The organism is Variovorax sp. AB1(2024) (assembly GCF_037482385.2).
In the GTDB taxonomy this organism is placed as follows: Bacteria; Pseudomonadota; Gammaproteobacteria; order Burkholderiales; family Burkholderiaceae_C; genus Variovorax.
Genome location: NZ_JBBHKP020000001.1, coordinates 1297665 through 1319556, shown reverse-complemented (window position 1 = coordinate 1319556; position 21892 = coordinate 1297665). Strand labels below are relative to the sequence as shown.

General features: G+C 69.0%; 22 protein-coding genes. 8 read left to right on the top strand and 14 right to left on the bottom strand.

The window, feature by feature from the left end:
• Positions 1-92 precede the first annotated feature (92 nt).
• The 7 genes from WIX39_RS06350 to gtdA form a co-directional block, all read right to left on the bottom strand.
• A complete protein-coding gene (locus tag WIX39_RS06350; protein WP_081270706.1) occupies positions 93-806 on the bottom strand; it encodes a hypothetical protein in 714 nt (237 codons plus the stop codon).
• A gap of 30 nt (positions 807-836) precedes the next feature.
• A complete protein-coding gene (locus tag WIX39_RS06345; RefSeq protein WP_409194683.1) occupies positions 837-2189 on the bottom strand; it encodes an FAD-dependent oxidoreductase in 1353 nt (450 codons plus the stop codon).
• Positions 2189-3166, bottom strand: coding sequence for a Bug family tripartite tricarboxylate transporter substrate binding protein (locus WIX39_RS06340; protein ID WP_081270704.1), 978 nt, complete (start codon positions 3164-3166; stop codon positions 2189-2191). The genes WIX39_RS06345 and WIX39_RS06340 overlap by 1 nt, the downstream gene beginning before the upstream one ends.
• An 84-nt stretch (positions 3167-3250) precedes the next feature.
• Positions 3251-4237, bottom strand: coding sequence for a Bug family tripartite tricarboxylate transporter substrate binding protein (locus tag WIX39_RS06335; RefSeq protein ID WP_205367733.1), 987 nt, complete (start codon positions 4235-4237; stop codon positions 3251-3253).
• A 53-nt stretch (positions 4238-4290) separates the two neighbouring features.
• Positions 4291-5514 (bottom strand): 3-hydroxybenzoate 6-monooxygenase, encoded by a 1224-nt coding sequence (locus WIX39_RS06330; protein WP_409194682.1) that lies wholly within the window; start codon positions 5512-5514, stop codon positions 4291-4293.
• Between the two features lie 30 nt (positions 5515-5544).
• Positions 5545-6249, bottom strand: coding sequence for a fumarylacetoacetate hydrolase family protein (locus tag WIX39_RS06325; RefSeq protein ID WP_081270701.1), 705 nt, complete (start codon positions 6247-6249; stop codon positions 5545-5547).
• A gap of 146 nt (positions 6250-6395) precedes the next feature.
• Entirely contained in the window at positions 6396-7457 is a 1062-nt protein-coding gene (gene gtdA, locus WIX39_RS06320; RefSeq protein WP_285411566.1) for a gentisate 1,2-dioxygenase, read from the bottom strand.
• 121 nt (positions 7458-7578) lie between these two features.
• Between gtdA and WIX39_RS06315 the strand changes: the two genes are divergently transcribed.
• The 6 genes from WIX39_RS06315 (at position 7579) to WIX39_RS06290 (ending at position 11604) form a co-directional block, all read left to right on the top strand.
• Positions 7579-8475 (top strand): LysR family transcriptional regulator, encoded by an 897-nt coding sequence (locus WIX39_RS06315; protein ID WP_081270699.1) that lies wholly within the window; start codon positions 7579-7581, stop codon positions 8473-8475.
• An 85-nt stretch (positions 8476-8560) separates the two neighbouring features.
• Positions 8561-9010, top strand: coding sequence for an acyl-CoA thioesterase (locus WIX39_RS06310; RefSeq protein ID WP_081270698.1), 450 nt, complete (start codon positions 8561-8563; stop codon positions 9008-9010).
• An 89-nt stretch (positions 9011-9099) separates the two neighbouring features.
• Positions 9100-9576: a phasin family protein gene (locus WIX39_RS06305; RefSeq protein WP_081270697.1), complete on the top strand. Its 477-nt coding sequence runs from the start codon at positions 9100-9102 to the stop codon at positions 9574-9576.
• Between the two features lie 141 nt (positions 9577-9717).
• A complete protein-coding gene (locus WIX39_RS06300) occupies positions 9718-10425 on the top strand; it encodes a TetR/AcrR family transcriptional regulator (RefSeq protein ID WP_106936027.1) in 708 nt (235 codons plus the stop codon).
• A gap of 8 nt (positions 10426-10433) precedes the next feature.
• Positions 10434-11279, top strand: a complete 846-nt coding sequence (locus WIX39_RS06295) for a hypothetical protein (RefSeq protein WP_172839945.1) — start codon at positions 10434-10436, stop codon at positions 11277-11279.
• A gap of 67 nt (positions 11280-11346) precedes the next feature.
• Positions 11347-11604, top strand: coding sequence for an acyl-CoA-binding protein (locus WIX39_RS06290; protein ID WP_007835415.1), 258 nt, complete (start codon positions 11347-11349; stop codon positions 11602-11604).
• Between the two features lie 17 nt (positions 11605-11621).
• Here the strand turns inward: WIX39_RS06290 and WIX39_RS06285 are convergent, their stop codons facing one another.
• Genes WIX39_RS06285 through WIX39_RS06270 form a run of 4 tightly spaced genes read right to left on the bottom strand, consistent with a single transcriptional unit; the run spans position 11622 to position 16370 of the window.
• Entirely contained in the window at positions 11622-12866 is a 1245-nt protein-coding gene (locus WIX39_RS06285) for a CaiB/BaiF CoA transferase family protein (RefSeq protein ID WP_106936028.1), read from the bottom strand.
• Between the two features lie 12 nt (positions 12867-12878).
• Positions 12879-13196 carry a polyhydroxyalkanoic acid system family protein gene (locus WIX39_RS06280; protein ID WP_106936029.1) on the bottom strand — a complete coding sequence of 106 codons (318 nt, stop codon included), beginning with the start codon at positions 13194-13196 and terminating at the stop codon, positions 12879-12881.
• Entirely contained in the window at positions 13189-14313 is a 1125-nt protein-coding gene (locus WIX39_RS06275; RefSeq protein ID WP_106936030.1) for an aminopeptidase, read from the bottom strand. Before WIX39_RS06275 ends, WIX39_RS06280 begins: the two co-directional genes overlap by 8 nt.
• Positions 14310-16370, bottom strand: a complete 2061-nt coding sequence (locus tag WIX39_RS06270; RefSeq protein WP_409194681.1) for a molybdopterin-containing oxidoreductase family protein — start codon at positions 16368-16370, stop codon at positions 14310-14312. Before WIX39_RS06270 ends, WIX39_RS06275 begins: the two co-directional genes overlap by 4 nt.
• Positions 16371-16421: 51 nt before the next feature.
• Between WIX39_RS06270 and WIX39_RS06265 the strand changes: the two genes are divergently transcribed.
• Positions 16422-17552: an ABC transporter substrate-binding protein gene (locus tag WIX39_RS06265; RefSeq protein WP_081270688.1), complete on the top strand. Its 1131-nt coding sequence runs from the start codon at positions 16422-16424 to the stop codon at positions 17550-17552.
• On the opposite strand, the gene WIX39_RS06260 is transcribed toward WIX39_RS06265, so the two are convergent.
• From WIX39_RS06260 to WIX39_RS06250, 3 genes are all read right to left on the bottom strand, one after another.
• Positions 17542-18636 (bottom strand): M14 family metallopeptidase, encoded by a 1095-nt coding sequence (locus WIX39_RS06260; protein WP_081270687.1) that lies wholly within the window; start codon positions 18634-18636, stop codon positions 17542-17544. The two genes, WIX39_RS06265 and WIX39_RS06260, sit on opposite strands and share 11 nt — an antisense overlap.
• A 7-nt stretch (positions 18637-18643) precedes the next feature.
• Positions 18644-19846: a M20 aminoacylase family protein gene (locus tag WIX39_RS06255; protein WP_081270686.1), complete on the bottom strand. Its 1203-nt coding sequence runs from the start codon at positions 19844-19846 to the stop codon at positions 18644-18646.
• A gap of 81 nt (positions 19847-19927) precedes the next feature.
• Positions 19928-20449, bottom strand: a complete 522-nt coding sequence (locus tag WIX39_RS06250; protein ID WP_081270685.1) for a nucleoside deaminase — start codon at positions 20447-20449, stop codon at positions 19928-19930.
• Between the two features lie 132 nt (positions 20450-20581).
• On the opposite strand from WIX39_RS06250, the gene argE reads away from it, so the two are divergent.
• The gene (gene argE / locus WIX39_RS06245) at positions 20582-21748 is read left to right on the top strand and encodes an acetylornithine deacetylase (protein WP_409194680.1); all 1167 of its coding nucleotides are present in this window, start codon (positions 20582-20584) and stop codon (positions 21746-21748) included.
• Positions 21749-21892: the final 144 nt, after the last annotated feature.

The following is a 21892-nucleotide window of genomic DNA, read 5'->3' as shown; positions in this document are numbered from 1 at the left end:
GTCGAAGCGGGCTGGAAGCAACCCTCCACCATAGCAAAGCCCGGGCCGGCCAGCTGTCGCGGGCCGGTCAGCAGCCCCACCGTCAGCTGCCGCTACTTGTAAAAGCACATGCCCATGAGGCGGGCGCGGCAGCCGTAGTCCGTGCCGCCCTGCACCACGCGCACCGGCACGCCGGCCAGCAGCAGCGAGCCGTCGTCGGCATACACCAGCGGCGAAGGCGCGGCCTTGCTGAAGGGGGCGCTGAGCGTTTCCTGCTCGACGTAGCCCAGGTACTGGCGCCGCGAGAAGTCGACCGTGTCGGCCGACTTGATCGGCACCGCCGCGTAACGCTTGCCGTAGACGGTGCCGAAGTAGCGCAGCGTGGGGCCGGGGCGGTCGCCGTATTTCGCGTCGGTCCTGGCGAAGCCGGTCTGGATCAGGAAGGCGCGGTCCTCGGGCGTCAGGTCGGCGTCGAAAGCCATCAGCACGTACTGGCCCTCGAAGCTCTGGTTGCGCGCCACCTTCAGCTCGCCGAGCAGCGCGGGCGTGACCTTGGCGCGGCCTTCCCAGCGCAGCAGCGCCGCCACCGACGGATCGCCGTCGAACACGTAGTGGTAGTTCTCGCCGGCAATGGCGACCTTGCGGCCGTCCTTGGCGGCGAAGAAGCTCAGCAGCCGGTCCTTGCCGTGCACGGGCTCGCCTTCGGGGGTACTGGCGCAGCCGGCCAGCATGAGGCCGATGGCGGCGCAGGACAGCGTCAGGAGGGTGCGACGCGCGGGTGTCGACAACGAAGGAAAGTGCACGGTTCGTCCGGGGTTCGAGTTCATCAAGCCCCGGACTCTAGCGCGCCGCCGCGATCAGCGGTCGAGGTCGACGCCGTCGGCGAGCAGCTTTTGCTGCAGCGCGGGAACGTCCACCTTCGCGAAGCTGCCGCCGCCCAGCGAGGCCGCAGCGGTGCCCGCCGCCTGCCCCATGACGAAGCAGCCCCCGCTCGCGCGCGCGGCCGACTGGCCTTCGTGCGTCATCGATGCGCAGCGGCCGGCCACCAGCAGGTTGTCGACCGCCTGCGGCACCAGCATGCGCCACGGCAGGTGGTTGTAGGCGTTGTCTTCGTCGCGCGGGAAGGCCCACTCGATGCGGCCGTCGGCGTGCATTTCCATCGGCCAGGCATTCAGGCCGATGTTGTCGTCGAACTTGGCCGAAGAAAGGATGTCCTCGCGCCCGAGCGCGTACAGGCCCTGGATGCGCCGCGTCTCGCGGATGCCGACCTGCGGCGCGATCTCCACGATGGCCGACTGCGCGAAGCCCGGCACCTCGGCCTTCAGGAACTTGAAGTACTCGCTGATCTGGCGGCGGCCTTCGAGCTCGCCTTCGGTCAGCTCGCGCGCGTCGACGCCGTTCATCGCGCGGCCCTGGGCGTTGCGGATCTGCGTGACGTTGGCGCGCCATTCGCGCGGGTCCTTGTTGGGCCGCAGGATGGCGCCTTCGCGCGGGAACTTGTAGACGCCCGGCTTCTGCTGCTCGGCGCGCGCCATGAAGTCGTTGATGGCCTTGAACTCGCCCACCGCCTCCAGCGCGGCCGGCGCGTCGACCTGGCCGATGCGGAACATGGTGGTCGGGAACAGCCCGCTGCCGTGGCCGTCGCCCACCTCGAAGGGCACGCCCGCGAAGGCGGCCACATCGGCGTCGCCGCTGGCGTCGATGAAGGCGTTGGCGCGGATGGCCTGGCGGCCTGACTTGGTCTCGACCACCAGCGCCGCGATGCGGCTGCCGTCGCGGATCGCCGCGGCCGCATACGCATGGAACAGCAGCTTCACGCCGGCCGCATCGAGCAGCTGGTCGGCGGCCAGCTTGTAGGCCGAGGTGTCGTAAGAGCGCACGCAGATGCGCCCGCCCATGCCGTTCTGCGGCTGGTTCATGCCGTTGAGCCCGGCGATGCGCTCGATCAGCTCGTCGACCACGCCGCGCACCAGCTGGGTCATTTCGCCCTTGCGCTTGCCGTACAGGCCCGCGAAGTTGGTGACGCCGCCGGCCGTGCCCATGCCGCCGAGGAAGCCGTAGCGCTCCACCAGCAGCGTGTTGGCGCCGTGGCGCGCAGCGCTCACGGCGGCAGCGATGCCGGCGGGGCCGCCGCCGACCACCACCACGTCGTATTCGCCGAAGACCGGCAGCTCGCGCGCCGGTTCGTGCAAGGTCTGGACTGTCGTCATCACTGCAATTTGATGCCGCGGGCCGAGATGATCTTGGTCATGATGGCCGCCTCTTCGTTCACCCGCGTGCGCATGCCGTCCGGCGAGGTGCCCACGGCCTGCCAGCCTTGCTCGAAGAGCTTGCGGCGCACGTCCGGGTCCTTCATGACCACTTCGAGTTCGCGGCTGATGCGCGCCTGCGCCGCCTTCGACAGGTTGGCTGGGCCCAGCAGCGCCACCCAGACTTCGAGGTTGAAGTCCTTCACGCCGGCCTCCGACAGCGGCGGGATCTCGGGCACCAGCGCGCTGCGTCCGCCCGTGAGGCCGATGGCTTTGAGCTTGCCGGCCTTGATCTGCGGCATGGCCACGCCCGGCGGGATCAGGCCCATCTGCACCTGGTCGCCCAGCATGGCGGTGATGACCTGCGGGTTGCCCTGGTAGGGCACGTGCTCGGGCTTGAAGCCGGGCACGCGGGTCTTGAGCAGCTCCATGCCCAGGTGGCCGACAGAGCCGATGCCCACCGAGCCGTAGTTCCACTTGTCGCCGGCCTTGCGGCCCGCGTCGAAGAAGGCGGCGCCCGAGGGCAGGTTGTTCTGCGCCACCAGCACCAGCGGCGCGGTCGCGATCAGCGACAGGTAGGTGAAGTCCTTGACCGGGTCGTACGGCAGCTTGGCGTACAGCATCTTCGACGACGTGAGGTTGCCGTTGATGACGATGCCCAGCGTGTGGTCGTCGGTGGCCTTGGCCACTTGGTCGGCCGCGATGTTGCCCGATGCGCCCGCCTTGTTGTCCACCACGATCGGCTGGCCCAGCGCCTTGGACAGCGGCTCGGCGATGGTGCGCGCGGCGATGTCGGGCGTGGAGCCGCCGGGGAAGCCCACGAGCAGGCGGATCGGCTTGTTCGGCCAGGCGGCGTTCTGCGCGCCGGCGGTCATCGGCAGCGCGGCGGCGGCGGCCAGGCCGCAGGCAATCAGGAGGGCTCTCTTGGTGACGGACATGGAGAAAAGTGTGAAAAAGTTAGCAAAAAGCAAAGAGGGCCAGCTTAACTGCCGAGCGAAGCGCTGGGCAAGGCGCGGGCCGCGCTAATCGAGGCTGATGTTGCCCCTGCGCACCAGCTCGCCATACACCTTCGACTTGGCCTCGGCGTTGCGCTCGATTTCCTCGGGCGACCAGGCCAGCGGCTCGAAGGCGAAGGTGTCGAAGCGGGCACGGATCTCGGGGTCGGCGATGACCTTGGCCACGTCGGCGTTGATCTTCGCCTTCACGGCCGCCGGCACGCCCTTTGGCGCGAGCAGCGACACGAAGGAATTGACCTCCAGCGAGGCCGGGCCGCCGGCCTCGGCCATGGTCGGCACGTCGGGCATCTGCGGAATGCGCCGTGGCGCCGCGACGGCCAGGTAGCGCAGCTTGCCGGCCTTGTAGATGCCCTGGCTCGACGGAATGCTCGCGAAGGCCCACGGCACTTCGCCGGTGCCCACGTTGGAATACAGCTGCGACACCTCGCGGTACGGCGCGTGGCGCATGCGGATGCCGGTGAGCGCCTCGAGCTGCTGCGCGCCCAGGTGGCCCGGGCTGCCGACGCCCCACGAGCCATAGACGATGGCGTCCGGCTCGGCCTTGGCGGCGGCGATCAGGTCGCCCATGTTCTTCCACTTCGAGTCGGTGCCCACCGCCACGAAGAAAGGCGTGCGAAACAGCGAGGCCACCGGGTCGAAGTGCTGCAGCGTCACGAAGTTCTTCGACTTGTACAGGTGCGGCAGCGCGGCGATGTGCTCGCTGTCGAGCTGCAGCAGCGTGTAGCCGTCGGGCGCGGCGCGGCGGGCCTGGTCGATGGCGATGAAGCCGCCGCCGCCGGGCTTGTTGTCGATCAGCACGCGCTGGTTCCACAGGCGCGAGAGCTTGTCGGACACCAGGCGCAGCACCGCGTCGGGGCCGCTGCCGGCCGCGAAGGGCGTGACCAGCGTCACGGGTTTGTTCGGAAAATCGCCGGCCTGCGCCAGCGCGGCGGTGGTGGCGGTGGCGCCGGTCACGGCAAGGATGCCGGTCAGCAGTGCGCGCGGGAAGTTCATGCTTTGTCTCCTGGGCCTCTGGCCTCGAATAATGATGATGAAGGGAACAGGTTTCAGCGCGGCGAAAGCGCCCGGGGCGCGTCGTCCAGGCAGTGCTCGGGCCGCCATGCGTAGAGCCACTCGACCGCATCGTAGAAGCGTTCGGGCGTGCGGCCGGTCCAGAGGCTGTTGCGCACCAGCCGCTCCACGCCCTTGGCGTGATAGATGCGGCCCATCTCGCGCACCGACAGCACCACGCGCGCGGTGCGGGCGACGCGCGCGGCCTCGTACAGCTTGAACGCGGCGGCCATGTCGAAATCGCAGCCTTTCACGGCCTCGCCCAGCGTCACCGCGTCTTCGAGCGCCATGCAGGCGCCCTGCGCGAGGTACTGCATCATCGGGTGCGCCGCGTCGCCCAGCAGCGTGGCCGGGCCGTCGCTCCAGCGCTCGACCGGGTCGCGGTCGGCGGTGCTCCAGCGGCGCCACGAGGTCGGGCGGTCGAGCAGCTGGCGCGGGCGCGCGTGCACGCCCTCGAAGTACGACAGCACTTCCTCCTTGCTGCCGTCGGTCACGCCCCACTGTTCCCGCTCGCGGCTGTGGAAGGTGACGACCAGGTTGTATTGCTCGCCGTGGCGCAGCGGGTAGTGCACCAGGTGGCAGTCGGGGCCGGCCCACACCACCGGCGCGTTCCAGCACAGGTCGGCCGGCATGTCGGCGGCCGGCACCACCGCGCGGTAGACCACGTGGCCAGACACGCGCGGCGCGTCGCCGATGAGCCTGGCGCGCACCACCGACTTCACGCCGTCGCAGCCGACGATGGCGTCGGCCTTGAAGCGGCGGCCGTCGGTGGTGACGGCGGCCACGCCCTGGGCGCCGATGTCGAGCGCCTCGACCTGCGCAGAGGTGTGGAAGCGGATCAGCGGATGCTGCTTCACCGCCTCGTGGATCGCGCCGTGCAGGTCGGCGCGGTGGCTCACCGCATACGGGTTCCGGAAGCGCGCGCGGAAGGCTTCGCCCACCGGCACCGAGGCCACTTCGCCGCAATCGACGGCGTCCATCATCACCAGCCGGTCGGTGAACACCGAGCCCCGGCGCACCGCCTCGCCCACGCCCAGCGCGTCGAGCGCGGCGAAGGCGTTGGGGCCGAGCTGCAGGCCGGCGCCGATCTCGCCGATGGCGGCGCTCTGTTCCAGCAGGTCGATGGACACGCCAAGGCGCGCCAGCGCCAGCGCCGCGGCCATGCCGCCGATGCCGCCGCCGACCAGCAGCACGGAGGGGGGATTCTTCGAAAGGGTCATGGCGCGTGCCTGTGCGATCGGGAGAAAGACTCAGTCGATACGGACCGTGAGAGACGGCAGGCGCTCGATGCTCACCTTGATGGTCTGGCCGGCCTTCACCGCGCCCACGCCTTCGGGCGTGCCGGTGAAGATCAGGTCGCCGGGCTGCAGCGTGAAGAGCGTCGACAGGTTGGCGATGACCTCGTTCACCGACCAGATCAGGTGCGTGATGTCGCTGTTCTGGCGCACCTGGCCGTCGACTTCGAGGGTGATGGCGCCGGCGTTGATCTCGCCCACGTCGGCCAGCGTGCGCAACGGCGCGATGGGCGCGGAGAAATCGAACGCCTTGCCGATTTCCCAGGGGCGGCCCTGCTCGCGCATCTTCATCTGCAGGTCGCGGCGGGTCATGTCCAGGCCCACGGCATAGCTGTGGATGTGGCTGGCGGCGTCTTCGACCTTGATGTCCTTGCCGCCCTTGCCGATGGCCACGACCAGTTCGGCTTCGTAGTGGTAGTTGCTGGTGAGCGGCGGGTACGGAATGCTGCCGGTCGCGCCCGCGGCCACGGGCACCACGGAAGCGTCATCGTTCGGCTTGCAGAAGAAGAACGGCGGTTCGCGGTCGGGGTCGAAGCCCATCTCGCGCGCATGGGCCGCGTAGTTGCGGCCGACGCAGTACACGCGGCGCACGGGGAACAGCTTGTCGGAATCCACGATGGGCAGGCCGACGACGGAAGGAGGCGTGAAAACAAAGGACATGGGGGGTTCCTGCCGCACGGGGCGGCACACGGTCAACAAAACAAAAGAAGAAATTCGGCCGGCGCCGGGCCGCCCCAAGGCGGCCGAGCCTCCCCCTCGGGGGGTGGCGAATTACACGAAGCGAAGCGCAGTGAAAAGCCGGGGGGTCAACATCCTTCGAGGAAGGCTTCGCGCAGGATGCCCATGGCCTGCTGCACGGGGCGGTCCGAGAAGCTGAAGAGCACGGCGTCTTCGCTCGGCGACGACAGCTTCAGCGGCGCCCACGACGGCACCACGAAGGTGTCGCGCGGGCCGAACGTGAAGCGCTGGCCGGCGATCTCGGCCGTGCCGTGGCCTTCGACCACGCTGTAGACGGCGCCGTCGGTCGCGCGGTGGGTCTTGCCCGCGAAGCCCTTGGGCAGCAGCTGCAGGTTGGTCGAGATGGTCGGCATCGGCGAGCCGCCTGTCAGCGGGTTGACGTAGCGCAGCTTGTGGCCCAGCCACGCGTCAGGCGCTTCCTGCTTCTGCAACAGGGCCAGTGCCTCGCGGCTGCGCGCATAGGGGTAGTTGAAGATCGGCGAGGTGGCCGACACATGGTCGTGGCGCACCGGCACCATGTTGTGGCCGAAGCGCGCAAGGCTGTTGCCTTCCGCGCGCGAGACGTGCTGCACCTTGGAATCGTCGTTCTCGGCGAAGCCCGCGTCGAAGAAGCGCAGCATCGGAATGTCGAGCCCGTCGAGCCACACCACCGGCTCCACGCTGCCGCCGATGCCCTCGTTGCCGTGGTCGTGCCAGGCCCACGACGGCGTGATGATGAAGTCGCCGGGGTACATGGTGGTGCGCTCGCCGCCCACCGTGGTGTAGGCGCCCTTGCCGTCGACGATGAAGCGCAGCGCCGACTGCACATGGCGGTGCGAAGGCGCCACCTCGCCCGGCATGATGAGCTGCAGGCCGGCATACAGCGACTGCGTGATCGACGAGTTGCCGGGCAGCGCCGGGTTCTCGAGCACCAGCACGCGGCGCACGGCCTCTTCGGCGGTGATGAGGTCGGCCGACTCCATCAGCAGCGGGCGGATCTCGTCGTAGCGCCACAGCGCGGGCACGCAGGGCGTCTGCGGTTCGCGCGGCACGAGCGCGTGCAGCGACTCCCACAGCGGCGTGAGATGCAGCGGCCCGATGCGGGCGTAGTAGTCGCGGCGCTCTGCCGCGTTGGAGGGAACGGGTTTCATGGGCGTGGTTGTCTCCGTGGCCGGGCATTGTTGAGCCGCACCACTATTTCCTCAAGCCCGGCAGCCAATACACGGAATCCGGAATTTCGATAATGGTGCCTTTCGCTCCAGGGAAACACCCATGTCCAGGCTCGATCTCGAATGGCTCGCCGTGTTCGACGAGGTCTACAAGACCGGCAACGTCTCCAAGGCGGCCGAGCGGCTGGGCATGGCGCAGTCGGCGGCCAGCACCGCGCTGAACAAGCTGCGCGCGCACTTCGACGACCGCCTCTTCACCCGCACCGCGCAGGGCATGCAGCCCACGCCGCATGCGGAGCGCATCTACCCGAACCTGCGCGAGGCGCTGGGCCAGCTGGCGCAGGCCCAGGGCAACCGCAGCAGCTTCGACCCCGCGCAGGCGCAGCGGCGCTTTCGCATCTGCATGACGGACATCAGCGAGGTGGTGCTGCTGCCAGGCCTGCTCGACCACCTGCGGCATGCGGCGCCGGGGGTGCACATCGAGACCGAGATCATCTCCACCATCAGCGGGCGCCGCCTGCAGGACGGCGAGGTCGACCTGGCCGTGGGCTTCATGCCCCAGCTGGACGCGGGCTTCTACCAGCAGACGCTGTTCATGCAGAACTTCGTGTGCCTGGCCGCGCAGAACCATCCGCGCATCGGCGCGCGGCTCACGCGCAGGCGCTTCGAGGCGGAGGCGCATGCGGTGGTGTCGACGTCGGGCACGGGGCACGCCATCGTCGACACCACGCTCGCGCGGCTGGGGCTCAGGCGCAACGTGGTGGTGCGGCTGTCGAGCTTCCTGAGCGTGGCGCGCATCGTGGCGCATACCGAGCTGCTGGTGGTGGTGCCGCGCATCCTGGGCAAGGTGCTTGCCACGCAGGAGCCGGTGAAGCTGCTGGAGCCGCCCTTCTCGCTGCCCGACTACGCGGTGAAGCAGCACTGGCACGAGCGCTTCCACGCCGACCCGGGCAACGCGTGGCTGCGGCGCACGCTGGCCCAGCTGTTCAGCGGCGCCTGAAGGGGGCGCGTGAAGGGGCGCATGAAGGGGCGCGCACTCGCATAATCGCGGCTCCCCACCACAGCCATTCCAGAAAAGGCGAACCATGTCCTCGATCACCCTGCGCTTTCTTGCCGAGCCGAACACCGTCAACTTCGGCGGCAAGGTCCACGGCGGCACGGTCATGAAGTGGATCGACGAGGCCGGCTACGCCTGCGCGACCAGCTGGGCCAAGCGCTACTGCGTCACCGCCTTCATCGGCAGCATCCGCTTCCACCGGCCGATCATGATCGGCGACCTCGTCGAGGTGGAGGCCCGCCTGGCCTACACCGGCAAGACCAGCATGAACATCTCGGTCGAGGTGCGCAGCGGCGACATGAAGGGCGGCGCGATGGAGAAGACCACCGAGTGCCTGATCGTCTTCGTGTCGGTCGACTCGCACGGGCGGCCATTGCAGGTCGAGAGCTTCGCACCCGGCACCCCGGGCGAAATGGCGCTGGCCGAGCGCGCCAAGGCCCACCTGGACGCCAGCCGCGCCGCGGGCGCCACGCCCTGAGCCAGGCGCTAGGCGCAAAGCCCTAATCGCGAGCGCCGGGGGCCGCTAGAGTCCTGCGATCGATTCGAATCTTTCAAGGAACACCTCGCATGGCCTCCCAGGACGACAACAGCAAAGCCGCCGACCGCATCAAGGACTCCGCCCAGCAGATCTGGCTGGCCGGGCTCGGCGCCTTCGCCAAGATGCAGCAGGAAGGCAGCAAGGCCTTCGAGGCGCTGGTCAAGGACGGCGCAGGCATGCAGAAGAAGACCCAGCAGGCCGCCGAGGAAACGCTGGCCCAGGCCCAGCAGCGCATGGCCGGCTTCGCGAGCGAGTTCGGCACCAAGGCGGCCGGCCAGTGGGGCAAGCTGGAGAACATCTTCGAGGAACGCGTGGCGCGCGCGCTCGAAAAGCTCGGCACCCCCTCGGCCGCCGACATGGCCGCGCTGCAGGCGCGCGTCGAAGCGCTCGAGGCCCAGCTGAAGAAGCAGGCGGCAGCAACAGCAGCCCCGCGCAAGGCTGCGGCCCGCAAGACGGCGGCTCCGGCCGCCAAGAAGACCACCTTGCGCCGCAGCAAGGCCGGCTGACTCTCCGCGCCGGCCCGCATCGGCCGGCCGCTATTGCGGCACTGCACAAGAAAACAGCCCCTCAAAACATGCACCGCGCCGTTCATGGTGCGGTGCACATGCGCTAGAGTGCCTTCAAGAGACAACCGGGGGCACCGAGACATGGCAAAGAAGGCGCCACGCCGCACAGCGCAACGCATCCTCGAAGCCGCATTGGACCTGTTCAACCGCTTCGGGGAGCCGAACGTCTCGACCACCCTGGTGGCAGGCGAACTCAACATCAGTCCGGGCAACCTCTACTACCACTACCCGGCCAAGGAAGAGCTGATCAACAAGCTCTACGAAGGCTACGAAGCCGAGCTCAACGAGCTGCTGCACGCGAGCGAAGGCGTGCACGACGTGGAGGACGCGTGGTTCTTCATGCACAGCCTGTTCGAGCTGATCTGGCGTTACCGCTTCCTGTACCGCGACCTCAACGACCTGCTGAGCAAGAACCGCCACCTGGAAACCCAGTTGCAGCTGGTGCTGGAGAACAAGGCCCGCGCCATCCGCCAGCTGATCGCCGGGCTGAGCCGCGCCGGCCACCTGGAGATCGATGCGCACGAGGTCGGCACCCTTGCACACAGCATGGTGGTGGTGCTGACCTACTGGCTGAGCTACGAGTACGTGCGCAACCCGCGCGAGGCGCTGGAGCCGGCGCATGCGCAGGGTGCGCTGATGCGCGGCGGCCAGCACACGCTGCACCTGCTGGCGCCGTACCTCGGCACCGAGCAAAGGCGGCATCTGCTGACATTGAGCAATGCCTACGGCGCGGAAGATGCATCCAACGCGACGTCCCCGGTCGCGTCCCCGGTCGATATGGCGGCCTAGACAAGACCATGCCCCACCCCGATTTCAAACCGCTCTCGCTGATGTCCGGCGGCGCCGCGGCCGCCGCCACCGCCGCGCAACCGTGGACGCCCCTGCCCTACGCCGACACGCCCCGCCACGACGCGCGCAGCGTGCTGGCGCACTGGCCGCGGCTGCACGCGGGCCACGACCACATGCCGCCGCCCGCCGCGGACTCGCCGCTCGCCGAGGGCTGGGCGCTGTACCACAGCGGCGAATTCGAGCGTGCGGCCACGGTCGGCCTGCTGCACGGCGCCGACGGCATGGTGCTGGCCAACCAGGCCACGGCCATCTACGCCAACTACCTGGAGCCGCGCGAATCCGTGCGGCTCGCCATGTTCCGCCAGGTGATCGAGCGCGCCGGCGCGCAGGTGCTGGCCGATCCCGGCAACTGCCAGGCCCTCTACTGGCAGGCCTATGCGCTGGGTCGCTACAGCCAGGGCATCAGCGTGGCGCGCGCGCTGGCGCAAGGGCTGGGCAGCAAGCTCAAGGGCGCGCTCGAACACGTCATCGAACTCCAGCCGGGGCATGCCGATGCGCACGTCGCGCTGGCGGCGTTCCACGCCGAGGTGATCGACAAGGTCGGCGCGCTGGTCGGACGCATGACCTACGGCGTGCGGGCCGAGGCCTCGATCGAGCTGTTCGAACGCGGCCTGGCGCTCAACCCCGATTCCGCGGCCGGAATGATGGAATACGCCCGCGCGCTGGTGATGCTGCACGGCGAGTCGCGCATGCGCGAGGCCACGCAGTGGTTCGAGAAGGCCGCCGCGCTGAATCCGGCCGACGCCCGGGAGCGGCTGGACGTGGAACTGGCGCGCGCGGGGCTGCGCGACTGACCCCGGTACTTTCAAGTACCACGCGATTTAAGATGCGCGTTTTCAGCTTTTCAATTCGACCAAGCCCATGTCCGACCTCAACGCCCAATTCGAAGCCGCCCAGGCCAACTCCAAGCTGCTCGCCGAGCGCCCCGACAACCCGACGCTGCTGAAGATCTACGGCCTGTTCAAGCAGGCCACCGAAGGCGACAACACCGCCAAGAAGCCGAGCTTCAGCGACATCGTCGCGCGCGCCAAATGGGACGCCTGGACTGCGCAGAAAGGCGCGAGCGCCGACGAAGCCAAGCAGAAGTACATCGACCTGATCGAGTCGCTGCGCGGCTGACCAGCCAACCGCCGGCTCTACCCCACGATCCCGCGCGCACGCAGCGCGGCGATCTGCTCCTCGCTCAGCCCGATTTCCTTCAGCACCGCATCGGTGTCCGCCCCCACTGCCGGTGCGTTGTGGCGGTGGCTGGCCGGCGTGAGCGACAGCTTGGGCACGAAGCCCGGCACGGCCAGCTGGCTGCCGTCGCTCATTCGCACCTGCTGCAGCATGCCGCGCGCCGCGTAGTGCGGGTCGACCGCGATGTCGGCGATGGTGTAGATGCGCCCTGCCGGCACGTGCGCCGCGTCGAGCGCGGCCAGCACCTCTTCCACCGTATGCCGCGCGGTCCAGTCGCCGATGGCGGCGTCCAGCATCCCGACCTGCGCCACGCGCCCGGCGTTGCCGGCCAATGCCGGGTCGGCGGCCAGGTCGGGCCGGCCGATGCATTCCATGAGCCTGCGGAAGATGCTGTCGCCGTTGCCCGCGACGATGGCGTAGCCGCCGTCCGCGCAGCGGTAGGCGTTGGTCGGCGCGATGCCCGGCAAGGCGCTGCCGGCCGCCTCGCGAACCGCGCCGAAGGCGTCGTACTCGGGCAGCAGGCTTTCCATGCAGTTGAACACCGCCTCGTAGAGCGCCACGTCGATCGCCTGGCCGCGGCCCCTGGGGTATTCGGCGCTCACTGTCGCATGCCGGTGCTGCATGGCCAGCAGCACGCCGATCACGCCGTGCAGCGAAGCCAGCGTGTCGCCGATCGACACGCCCACGCGCACCGGCACGCGGCCCGGTTCGCCGGTGAGGTGGCGCAACCCGCCCATGGCCTCGGCCACCACGCCGAAGCCCGGCCGATCGCGGTACGGCCCGGTCTGGCCGTAGCCGCTGATGCGCAGCATGACGAGGGCGGGGTTGGCGGCCAGCAGCTCGTCGGGGCCGAGGCCCCAGCCTTCCATGGCGCCGGGGCGGAAGTTCTCGATCAGCACGTCGGCCTCGGCCGCGAGCTTGCGCACCACGGCCTGCGCCTCGGGCTCGCGCAGGTCGAGCGCCAGCGAGCGCTTGTTGCGCGACTGCACCTGCCACCAGACCGAGGTGCCGTCCTTCAAGAGCCGCCAGCTGCGCAGCGGATCGCCCGTGCCGGGCGGCTCGATCTTGACGACCTCGGCGCCGAAGTCCGCCAGCGTGCGCGCCGCGAACGGCCCCGCGATCAGCTGGCCCAGTTCGATGACCTTGAGGCCGGCCAGCGGACCGCCGGCATGCGTAGAGGAGGCGTTCGTCGTCGCGGTCATGCCCCGGACCGCTCAGGCCAGCCGGGTACCGCCGCCGCCGGGCGCGCCGAGCAGCGCGTCGAGGTTGCGCGTGATCTTCTGCTCGATGACCTCGCTGAAGCTGCTGAACAGGAAGCCCAGCGTCGCGTCGAGCGTGAAGGTGTCGGCCGTGACCTCGACCGTGCCGTCGATGCCGGCGCGGGTGAACTGCGCCACGTCGCGGTCCTTGCCTTCGGTGTAGGCGCATTCGAGGCCGAATTCCTCCTGAGCCTGCTTCACCCACTGGCGCGCGACTTCGCGTGCGCCGGCAATGCCAAGCGCGTGGTTGCGTTCGATATGGATGTCAGGCACCGGGATCTTCCTTCTTGTCTTGGGGGCTGGAATGGGTCTGCAGCACGCCGCTGGCCGCCTGCAGCGCGGCGCGGCGCGCCTGCTCGGTCGGCAGCGCGGCGATGCGCTTGACCTCAGTGTAGAAGCGCGGCCAGTCGCGGCCTTCGCGCTCGAAGAGTTGCTCGAAGCTCGGCACCAGGTCGTCGTAGGCGCCCTGCGCGCCGAAGGCCGCGTTGTTGGCGCGCGCCACCCAGGCGTCGTAGGCGTTCTGGCGCGGGCCGCTCCAGCCGGCCTTCAGGCTGGCGTAGCGTTCGCGGAAGTCGGCCATGGCGGCCTGCTTCATGGTCTCTACCTTGGACCAGTCCTTGGCCTTGGCTTCGGGCGACTCGTAGACCTTCGTGAGCGCGCGGCGGGTGTCGAGCGCAAGCGCGCGAAAGTCCTGGCGCTGCCTGTCGAACTGCGCGTATTCGCGGCGGGCCGGCTCGCCGGCCTCGCGCTGCAGCCACAGCGCGCCGCCGATGCGCTCGACCGCGGTGGCGTAAGACTCGTTGAACACCGTGTCCCCCGGCACGTAGAGCACCTGGTGCGCCAGCTCGTGGAACACGATGCGCGCCAGCTCGCCCTCCGGATAGCCGATGAAGGTGGACAGCAGCGGATCGCCGCCGGCCCAGTTCATCCAGCCGAGCGTGGAGTACGCGGGCACGGGGTAGACGGCCACCTCCATGCCTTCTTTCTTCTGCGCCTCGGCTTCGGCCTTGGCCGAGGCTTCGTCGTAGTAGCCGCGATAGCCCACGCAGCCCGCCACCGGGAAGCACCAGCTCTTGAGCGTGAGCGAATACGGCGGCGCGGCCACCACGTTCCACACGGCGGCGGCGCGGTGCAGGTCGGCGTACGACTTGTAGCTGGGGTTGTCGGGCAGGCCGAGTTCGGAAGAAGCGAAGCGCCGGATGCGCTGCGTGAGCTCGAGCTTGGCTTTCAGCGCCGCGGACACCGCCGGATCGGCCAGCCACTCGGGCACGGGCTTGGCGGCCCGCATGATGCCGATGTGGCCGCTGGCCGACTGCCAGTAGTAGCCGAGGTCGGCACAGCCGGTGAGGAACACCGAGCCGGCCAGCGCGAGCGCCCCAAGCAGCTTCACGCCTTCTCGACCTCGACGAGGCAGTCGTAGAAGGTCGGGCCGCGGCCGATGTCGGTCAGGCGCTGGCTGGTGAGCTCGTTGACGTTGGTGCCGTCCATGCCGAACTTGCGCCACCAGATGCCCATGCCGTGCACCACGCCCTGGCGCGCGCGGCGCGAGACCTCGGCGCGGCAGCGGTGCTCTCCGCGCTTGTTGAACACGCGCACCAGCGCGCCGTCCTCGATGCCGCGCGCGGCGGCGTCGGCCTCGTGGATCTCCAGCAGCGGCTTGACCTCGATGGCGCGCAGGCTCGTCACGTTCACGAAAGTCGAATTGAGGAAGTTGCGCGCCGGCGGCGAGATCATGGCCAGCGGGAACTCGGTCGAGCTGCCGGCCGGCTCCCAGTTGGGCACGTGGTCGGGCAGGCCGTTCATGCCCATGGCCTCCAGCCGCGCGCTGAAGAATTCGCAGCGGCCCGACGGCGTGGGGAACTTGCCCTCGGCAAACGGCGCTTCCGGCAGCTTCAGGCTGGTGAAGCCTTGCGCCAGCAGCTGCGGGAAGTCGATTGCGTTCTCCGCGAAGGCGGTGCGGCACAGCGTCTCGTCGGAATCTGAAAAGCAGGGTTCGGTGAAGCCCATGCGTTTTGCCAGTTCGCGGAACACCCAGGCGTTGCTGCGGGCTTCGCCGCGCGGCGCCACGGCCGGGCGGTTCAGCAGCACGTCGGTGTGGCCGTAGCTGCAGTGGATGTCCCAGTGCTCCAGCTGCGTGGTGGCGGGCAGCAGGTAGTCGGCGTAGTCGGCGGTGTCGGTGCGGAACTGCTCCAGCACCACGGTGAAGAGGTCTTCGCGCGCGAAGCCCGCCGCCACCTTGGCCGATTCGGGCGCCACCGCCACCGGGTTGCTGTTGTAGACCACGATGGCCTTCACCGGGTTGGCGGTGTCCAGCAGCGCATCGCCGATGGTGCTCATGTTGATGGTGCGCGGCTTGCGCCCGGCCAGCAGGTCGGGGCGCTGCAGCGCGGCGCGGTCGACCGGGTAATGGCCCGAGCTGCTCAGCAGCAGGCCGCCCGCGCGGTCGCGCCAGGCGCCCACCAGCGCCGGCAGGCAGGCGATGGCACGGGCCGCGTTGCCGCCGCCGCGCACGCGCTGCATGCCGTAGTTCAGGCGGATCGCGGCCGGCTTGGTGGTGCCGTAGGCCCTGGCCAGCGAGACGATCTGTTCTTCGGGAATGCCGCAGACTTCGGCCGCGCGCGAGGGCGGCCACTGCAGCGCGCGTTCGCGCAGCTGCTCCCAGCCCAGCGTGTGGCTGGCGATGTAGTCGTGGTCGAGCCAGTCGTGCACGATCAGCTCGTGCATGAGGGCCAGCGCCAGCGCGGCATCGGTGCCTGGCAGCAGCGCGATGTGCTCGTCGCACTTGTCGGCGGTTTCGGTCTTGCGCGGGTCGATGCACACCAGCCGGGCGCCGGCGCGCTTGGCGGCCTGGGCGTGGCGCCAGAAATGCAGGTTGCTGGCGATGGAGTTGCTGCCCCATATCAATATGAGCCTGGCCTCGGCGAAGAACTCGATGCGCATGCCGACCTTGGCGCCCAGCGTGTAGACCATGGCCTCGCCGCCGGCCATGGAGCAGATGGTGCGGTCCAGCAGGGTGGCGCCCAGCTTGTGGAAGAAGCGCCGGTCCATCGACTCGCCCTGCACCAGGCCCATGGTGCCCGCATAGCTGTAGGGGACAATACCCTCGGGTTTTCCCTGTAATACTCGAAGATGCGCGGCGATGTCGTCCAGCGCGGCCTCCCAGCTCACCGGCTCGAACTGCCCGCTGCCCTTGGGTCCGACGCGCTTGAGCGGCTGGACCAGCCGCTCGGCGTGGTCGTTGCGCTCGATGTAGCGCGACACCTTGGTGCACAGCACGCCGCCGGTATGCGAATGCGCGGCATTGCCCTGCAGCTTCACGGCCACGCCGTCCTTCACGGTGGTGACGAGCGCGCAGGTGTCCGGGCAGTCATGGGGGCAGGCCCCCAGCACGGTGGACGTGGCGGGCGGGGGTGCTTCTTCGAGCAGGGAATCCGGTGCGTGGGGCATCGGGCAAGTCTAATTTGTGCGCAAGTCAGAGCGCGGGAACGGGTTTTCAACATGACGATGAATCGACGACATTTTTCGCTGGCCGCCGGCGCGGCCGCCACGCTGGGCGGCTTCGGCATCGCCCGGGCACAGGGTGACACGCCGCTGGTGCTGGGCCAGTCGGCGCCGTTCAGCGGGCCGTCCGCCCAACTGGGCATCCAGTTCAACCAGGGCGCCAAGCTGTTCCTGGACCAGTACAACGCCCAGCCGGGCCGCCGCAACCTGGTCATCAAGAACCTCGACGACGGCTACGAGCCCGACCGCTGCGCCGCCAACACGCAGAAGTTCATCGAGGAAGACGTGTTCGCCCTGTTCGGCTACGTCGGCACGCCCACCAGCCTGGCGGCGCTGCCGCTGGCGGTGAAGGACAAGGTGCCCTTCGTGGCCCCCTTCACCGGCGCGATGTCGCTGCGCGAGCCGTTCCAGAAGAACGTGTTCCACCTGCGCGCCTCGTACAACGACGAGACGGCGCTCATGGTGAAGCAGCTCACCCACCTGGGCCTGAAGAAGATCGCGGTCTTCTACCAGAACGACGCCTACGGCAAGGCCGGGCTCGACGGCGTGACGCTGGCGCTCGGCGAGCAGCAGCTCAAGCCGGTCGCACTGGCCACCGTGGAGCGCAACTCGGCCGACGTGGCCCAGGCCGTGAAGAAGATCGTGGCGGCGCGGCCCGACGCCGTGGTGCAGGTGGGCGCGTACAAGGCCTGCGCGACCTTCATCCGCGAAGCGCGCAAGGCGGGCTACGGCGGCACCTTCTTCAACATGTCCTTCGTGGGCACGCAGGCGCTGGCGGACGAACTGGGCAAGGACGCGGCCGGCGTGATGATCACCCAGGTGGTGCCCTCGCCCTACAACCAGGCCAATGCGCTGGCACGCGAGTTCGCCGAAGCGGTGCGCAAGGCCGGCAACGGCGCGAGCGCCAACTTCTCAAGCATGGAAGGCTACCTGGCCGCGAAGGTGCTGGTCGAGGGCCTGCGCAAGGCGCCGGGCAAGCCTGCGCGCGAGAGCCTCATTGCAGGGCTGGAGAGCATCGACCGCCAGCAGTTCGGCGGGTTCGAGGTGTCGTTCTCCTCGAAGAACCACGTGGCCTCGAAGTTCGTCGAACTGTCGATGCTGACCGGAGACGGCCGGGTCAGGACCTGAGGCCGTCCACCGCCTGGAACATCGCCTGGCGGGCCTGGCTGACGATCTGTCCGCGCCAGGCATCGGTGTCGGTATAGAAAGCTTCCACCATGCGCGCGCGGATGCTGTCCGCCAGGTCGGCCGGCGCCTCCGGGTGCTTGTGCAGCCAGTGGTCGGCACGCAGCGCGCCCGTCACTTCCAGGATCGGCAGCGTGCCGTACTCGAGCGCGATGCCGGTGTACTCGGCCTGCGGGCACTCTTCATACATGGCGTCCCACATCAGCCCGCGCAGCAATGCGGAGGTCGACGAACCGTCGTAGATCGACGTGACCGGCGCGGCCGGCGTGCCCCACCACGCATTGGCGCGGGCGTAGGCGACCTTGTCGTCGCGGCAGGCGAAGATGCGCTCGCCCAAGCCGTTCGGGCCCAGGCCCGTGTGCAGGTCGATCCAGGCCACGCGCCGGGCCTTGCCCGCATGCCGCTTGAGCACGCCGCGGATGGTCTTGTTGCTCCAGGTCGGCGCCTTGCCGCCGAAGAACAGGCCGTCGTCGAACTGGTACTGGCCGCTGGTGACGGCCGCCTGGTAGGCGGTGGCGCCGTGCTTCTCGATCCACCTGGCCACGGCCGCCTGGTTCTCCGGCGTGGGCGGCCAGGTGGCGGGCAGCAGCAGTTCGTGCAGCTTGGCGTAGGGCTCGTTGACCGGCACCGGCTTCGAGAAGTCGATGAAGTTGCGGTTCAGGTCGACGTTTTCGTGTGTGACGCGCCGGCCGTACGAAAAGCCGTGCGGGTTGAGCGCATGCACGTACAGCACCGCCACGCCCTGCGCCTTGGCCTTCTCGCGCCATTCGGCGTCGTGCAGCGCGAACACCTGCACGCCGCTGCCGCAGTGGCCTTCCACGCCATGGCAGGCGCTGGTGACGATCAGCAGATGCTCGGCATCGGCATTGCCGTCGAGCGCCACGTCCATCGACAGCTCCTCGCCGTCGCGCCCCTTGAGCGGATGCGCATGCGGCTCGACCGTGAGGCCGGCGCTCACGCAGGCCTGCAGGAACTTCTGGCGCGCCTGCGCGTAGCGCGGCGAAAAGGCTTCGGGAATGGCGATCATCGGGCGGTCACTCCGCGGCGGCGCCGGGCTTGAGGAACTGCTCGGCGATCTGCACCCAGCAGGTGGCGCCCAGCGGAATCAGATCGTCGTTGAAGTCGTAGCTCGCGTTGTGCAGCGTGCACGGGCCTTCGCCGTGGTGCACGTCGCGGTGCGCGCCGTCGCCGTTGCCGATGAAGGCGTAGGCGCCGGGCTTGGCCTGCAGCATGAAGGCGAAGTCTTCCGAGGTCATGGCCGGCTCCTGCTTCAGCACGTTCTCGGGCCCGACGATGCCGCCCATCACGCGGCGCGCGAAGTCGGCCTCGGCCTCGGTGTTGACGGTGGGCGGGTAGTAGCGCTCGAAGCGGAACTCGCAGGTGGCGTCGTGCGCGGCGCAGATGTTGTCGGCGATCTGCTTCATCTTCGCCTCGATCAGGTCCAGCACCTCCAGCGAGAAGGTGCGCACCGTGCCCGACAGCTCGCAGTTGTCGGGGATCACGTTGTTGGCTTCGCCCGCATGGATGGTGGTGACCGAGATCACGGCCGAATCGGTCGGCTTCATTTTGCGCGTGAGGATGGTCTGGAAGGCCTGCACGATCTCGCAGGCAATCGGCACCGGGTCGATGCCGGTCTGCGGCAGCGCCGCATGGCCGCCCTTGCCGACCACGTTGACGAAGAACTTGTTGCCCGACGCCATCACCGGCCCGGGGCTCACCGCGAACTGGCCGGCCTTCATGCCGGGCCAGTTGTGCATGCCGAAGACGGCATCCATGGGGAACTGCTCGAACAGCCCTTCCTTGATCATTTCGCGGGCGCCGCCGCCGCCCTCTTCCGCCGGCTGGAAGATCAGGTACACGGTGCCGTCGAAGTTGCGGTTCTTCGCCAGGTGCTGCGCGGCCGCCAGCAGCATGGCGGTATGGCCGTCGTGGCCGCAGGCGTGCATCTTTCCGTGGTGCTTGCTGGCGTGGGCGAAGGTGTTGAGCTCGGTGACGGGCAGCGCGTCCATGTCGGCGCGCAGGCCGACGGCGCGGCTGCTGGTGCCGTTCCTGACGATGCCCACCACCCCGGTGGTGCCGAGCCCCCGGTGGATGGGAATGCCCCATTCGGTGAGCTTGCCTGCCACCACGTCGGCGGTGCGGACTTCTTCGAAGCAGAGTTCGGGATGGGCGTGGAGGTCACGTCGCACGGCGGCGATGCCGGCCGCCTGCGTGACGAGCGAATCGATGAGTTTCATGGCGTGGAGGTCTCAAAATGCCAGTCTATACAGTCTGCCCGCCCGGGGCACCGCGTAGATACACGCAGCCCGCGCACCCGCTCAGTGCGCGGCATGCCAGAAGCCCCGGTGCGGTGCGGCCGCCTCGTCCTCGAGCAGCGGGCCGACCACCTCGACCTTGTGCTGCCCGCGCACGAACACCTCGCGGCAGGGCAGCGAGAAGGTGGGGTTCTCGGGGTGGTCGCCAGTCAGGCCCAGCAGCGTGTGTTCCGACAGCGCATAGACCACGCGGCCGATGTTCGTCCAGTAGATGGCGCCCGCGCACATGCAGCAGGGCTCGGCGCTGGTGAACAGCGTGCAGCGCGCCAGCTGCTCGGGCGTGAGCAGCCGCGCGGCCTGCGCGGCGGCCACCAGCTCGGCGTGCTGGGTGGGGTCGCCCTCGGGCGGCATGGAGTTGTTGCCGGCGCTGGCGACGACCTCGCCGTGTTCGTCGGCCACCAGCGCGGCGAAGGGATGGCGCCCGCGCGCCTTCGATTCGTCCGACAGGCGGATGGCCATGCGCAGCAGTTCGAGGTCGCGCGCGGAGAGCTCGGCCGGCGTGGCGGGATTTGCGTGAGCGTTCATGGAAATGTTCGGGATGAAAAAAGAGGCGGGACGCCCCGGATCGATGCACCACAAGCGTGGCAGATCATCGCCGAGCACCCGGCGGCATGGCCACGTGCACGCATCGTGCCGACTTCCGGGAGAATGCGGCGCATGCTCCACACGCTTTCCCCCCAAAGCCTCCTGCTGGCCCAGACCCTGGTGCGCATGAACACCGTCAGTGCCAACAGCAACCTCGAACTGATCGACTTCGCGCAGAGCCACCTGAAGGCCCTGGGCGTGCAAAGCCGCATCACCTACAACGCCGAGCGCACCAAGGCCAACCTGTTCGCCACGCTGGGCGAAGGCAAGCCGGCCGGCGTCATCGTCTCGGGCCATACCGACACGGTGCCCTGGGACGGGCAGGACTGGAGCGTCGACCCGCTCTCGGCCGTCGTGCAGAACGAGCGCCTCTACGGGCGCGGCTCGGCCGACATGAAGAGCTTCATCGCCATCGCGCTGGCCAATGCCCATCGCTTCCTCGAAAGCGACTCGCCATTCGCGGTGCACTTCGCGTTCAGCTATGAGGAAGAGATCGGCTGCTTCGGCGTGAAGGAACTGATCGCCGACATGCGCGACGCCGGCATCAAGCCGCTGGCCTGCATCGTGGGGGAGCCCACCAGCATGGTGCCGGCCATCGCGCACAAGGGCGTGTACCGCTACAAGTGCTGCGTGCGCGGCAAGGAGGCGCACTCGTCGCTCACGCCGAAGTCGGTCAACGCCATCGAGATGGCGGCGCGCGTGATCGGCAAGGTGCGCGACATGGCGGAGGACTTCGAGCGCAACGAACCGCGCTACGAGGGCTTCGACGTGCCCTTCAGCACCGCCAGCGTGGGCCAGTTCCATGGCGGCATCGCCGACAACGTGGTGCCGCGCGACGCGGAGTTCCGCTACGAGTTCCGCGACCTGCCCACAGCCGACGCCGGGCAGATGCAGGCCAAGGTGGTGGCCTATGCGGGCAGCCTGGAGCCCGCCATGAAGAAGGTGGCGCCCGACGCGGGCTTCAGCTTCGAGACGATCTGCGAGATTCCGAGTTTCCTGGGCGCGGCGGACAACCCGGTCACGAAGCTGGCGCAGCGCCTGTCGGGCGAAGAAGGCACCACGCTGGTGGCTTTCGGCACCGAGGCGGGCCTGTTCAAGAACGCCGGCATTCCCACGGTGGTGTGCGGGCCGGGCAGCATCGAGCAGGCGCACCAGCCGGACGAGTTCGTGAGCCTGGAGCAGCTCGCGCGCTGCGAGCTGTTCATGGAGCGGCTGGCTTCTTCTCCTGCCATCGGCTGACGTGTGTCGGGTGGGGACCGTCGTTTTTCGGGGCGCGCTCACGCCGACGGGGGACATTCGCGGAGGGGAGCACCCGGCGCCCTGCGCGCACACCCCGAACCAAACCAACACGGCCCTCAATTGAAAGAACAAAGCAACGGCCTG

Coding starts and splice junctions, on each gene's coding strand:
- WIX39_RS06350 (WP_081270706.1), bottom strand. CDS start 806: ATGAACTCGAACCCCGGACGAACCGTGCACTTTCCTTCGTTGTCGACA.
- WIX39_RS06345 (WP_409194683.1), bottom strand. CDS start 2,189: ATGACGACAGTCCAGACCTTGCACGAACCGGCGCGCGAGCTGCCGGTC.
- WIX39_RS06340 (WP_081270704.1), bottom strand. CDS start 3,166: ATGTCCGTCACCAAGAGAGCCCTCCTGATTGCCTGCGGCCTGGCCGCC.
- WIX39_RS06335 (WP_205367733.1), bottom strand. CDS start 4,237: ATGAACTTCCCGCGCGCACTGCTGACCGGCATCCTTGCCGTGACCGGC.
- WIX39_RS06330 (WP_409194682.1), bottom strand. CDS start 5,514: ATGACCCTTTCGAAGAATCCCCCCTCCGTGCTGCTGGTCGGCGGCGGC.
- WIX39_RS06325 (WP_081270701.1), bottom strand. CDS start 6,249: ATGTCCTTTGTTTTCACGCCTCCTTCCGTCGTCGGCCTGCCCATCGTG.
- gtdA (WP_285411566.1), bottom strand. CDS start 7,457: ATGAAACCCGTTCCCTCCAACGCGGCAGAGCGCCGCGACTACTACGCC.
- WIX39_RS06315 (WP_081270699.1), top strand. CDS start 7,579: ATGTCCAGGCTCGATCTCGAATGGCTCGCCGTGTTCGACGAGGTCTAC.
- WIX39_RS06310 (WP_081270698.1), top strand. CDS start 8,561: ATGTCCTCGATCACCCTGCGCTTTCTTGCCGAGCCGAACACCGTCAAC.
- WIX39_RS06305 (WP_081270697.1), top strand. CDS start 9,100: ATGGCCTCCCAGGACGACAACAGCAAAGCCGCCGACCGCATCAAGGAC.
- WIX39_RS06300 (WP_106936027.1), top strand. CDS start 9,718: ATGGCAAAGAAGGCGCCACGCCGCACAGCGCAACGCATCCTCGAAGCC.
- WIX39_RS06295 (WP_172839945.1), top strand. CDS start 10,434: ATGCCCCACCCCGATTTCAAACCGCTCTCGCTGATGTCCGGCGGCGCC.
- WIX39_RS06290 (WP_007835415.1), top strand. CDS start 11,347: ATGTCCGACCTCAACGCCCAATTCGAAGCCGCCCAGGCCAACTCCAAG.
- WIX39_RS06285 (WP_106936028.1), bottom strand. CDS start 12,866: ATGACCGCGACGACGAACGCCTCCTCTACGCATGCCGGCGGTCCGCTG.
- WIX39_RS06270 (WP_409194681.1), bottom strand. CDS start 16,370: ATGCCCCACGCACCGGATTCCCTGCTCGAAGAAGCACCCCCGCCCGCC.
- WIX39_RS06265 (WP_081270688.1), top strand. CDS start 16,422: ATGACGATGAATCGACGACATTTTTCGCTGGCCGCCGGCGCGGCCGCC.
- WIX39_RS06260 (WP_081270687.1), bottom strand. CDS start 18,636: ATGATCGCCATTCCCGAAGCCTTTTCGCCGCGCTACGCGCAGGCGCGC.
- WIX39_RS06255 (WP_081270686.1), bottom strand. CDS start 19,846: ATGAAACTCATCGATTCGCTCGTCACGCAGGCGGCCGGCATCGCCGCC.
- WIX39_RS06250 (WP_081270685.1), bottom strand. CDS start 20,449: ATGAACGCTCACGCAAATCCCGCCACGCCGGCCGAGCTCTCCGCGCGC.
- argE (WP_409194680.1), top strand. CDS start 20,582: ATGCTCCACACGCTTTCCCCCCAAAGCCTCCTGCTGGCCCAGACCCTG.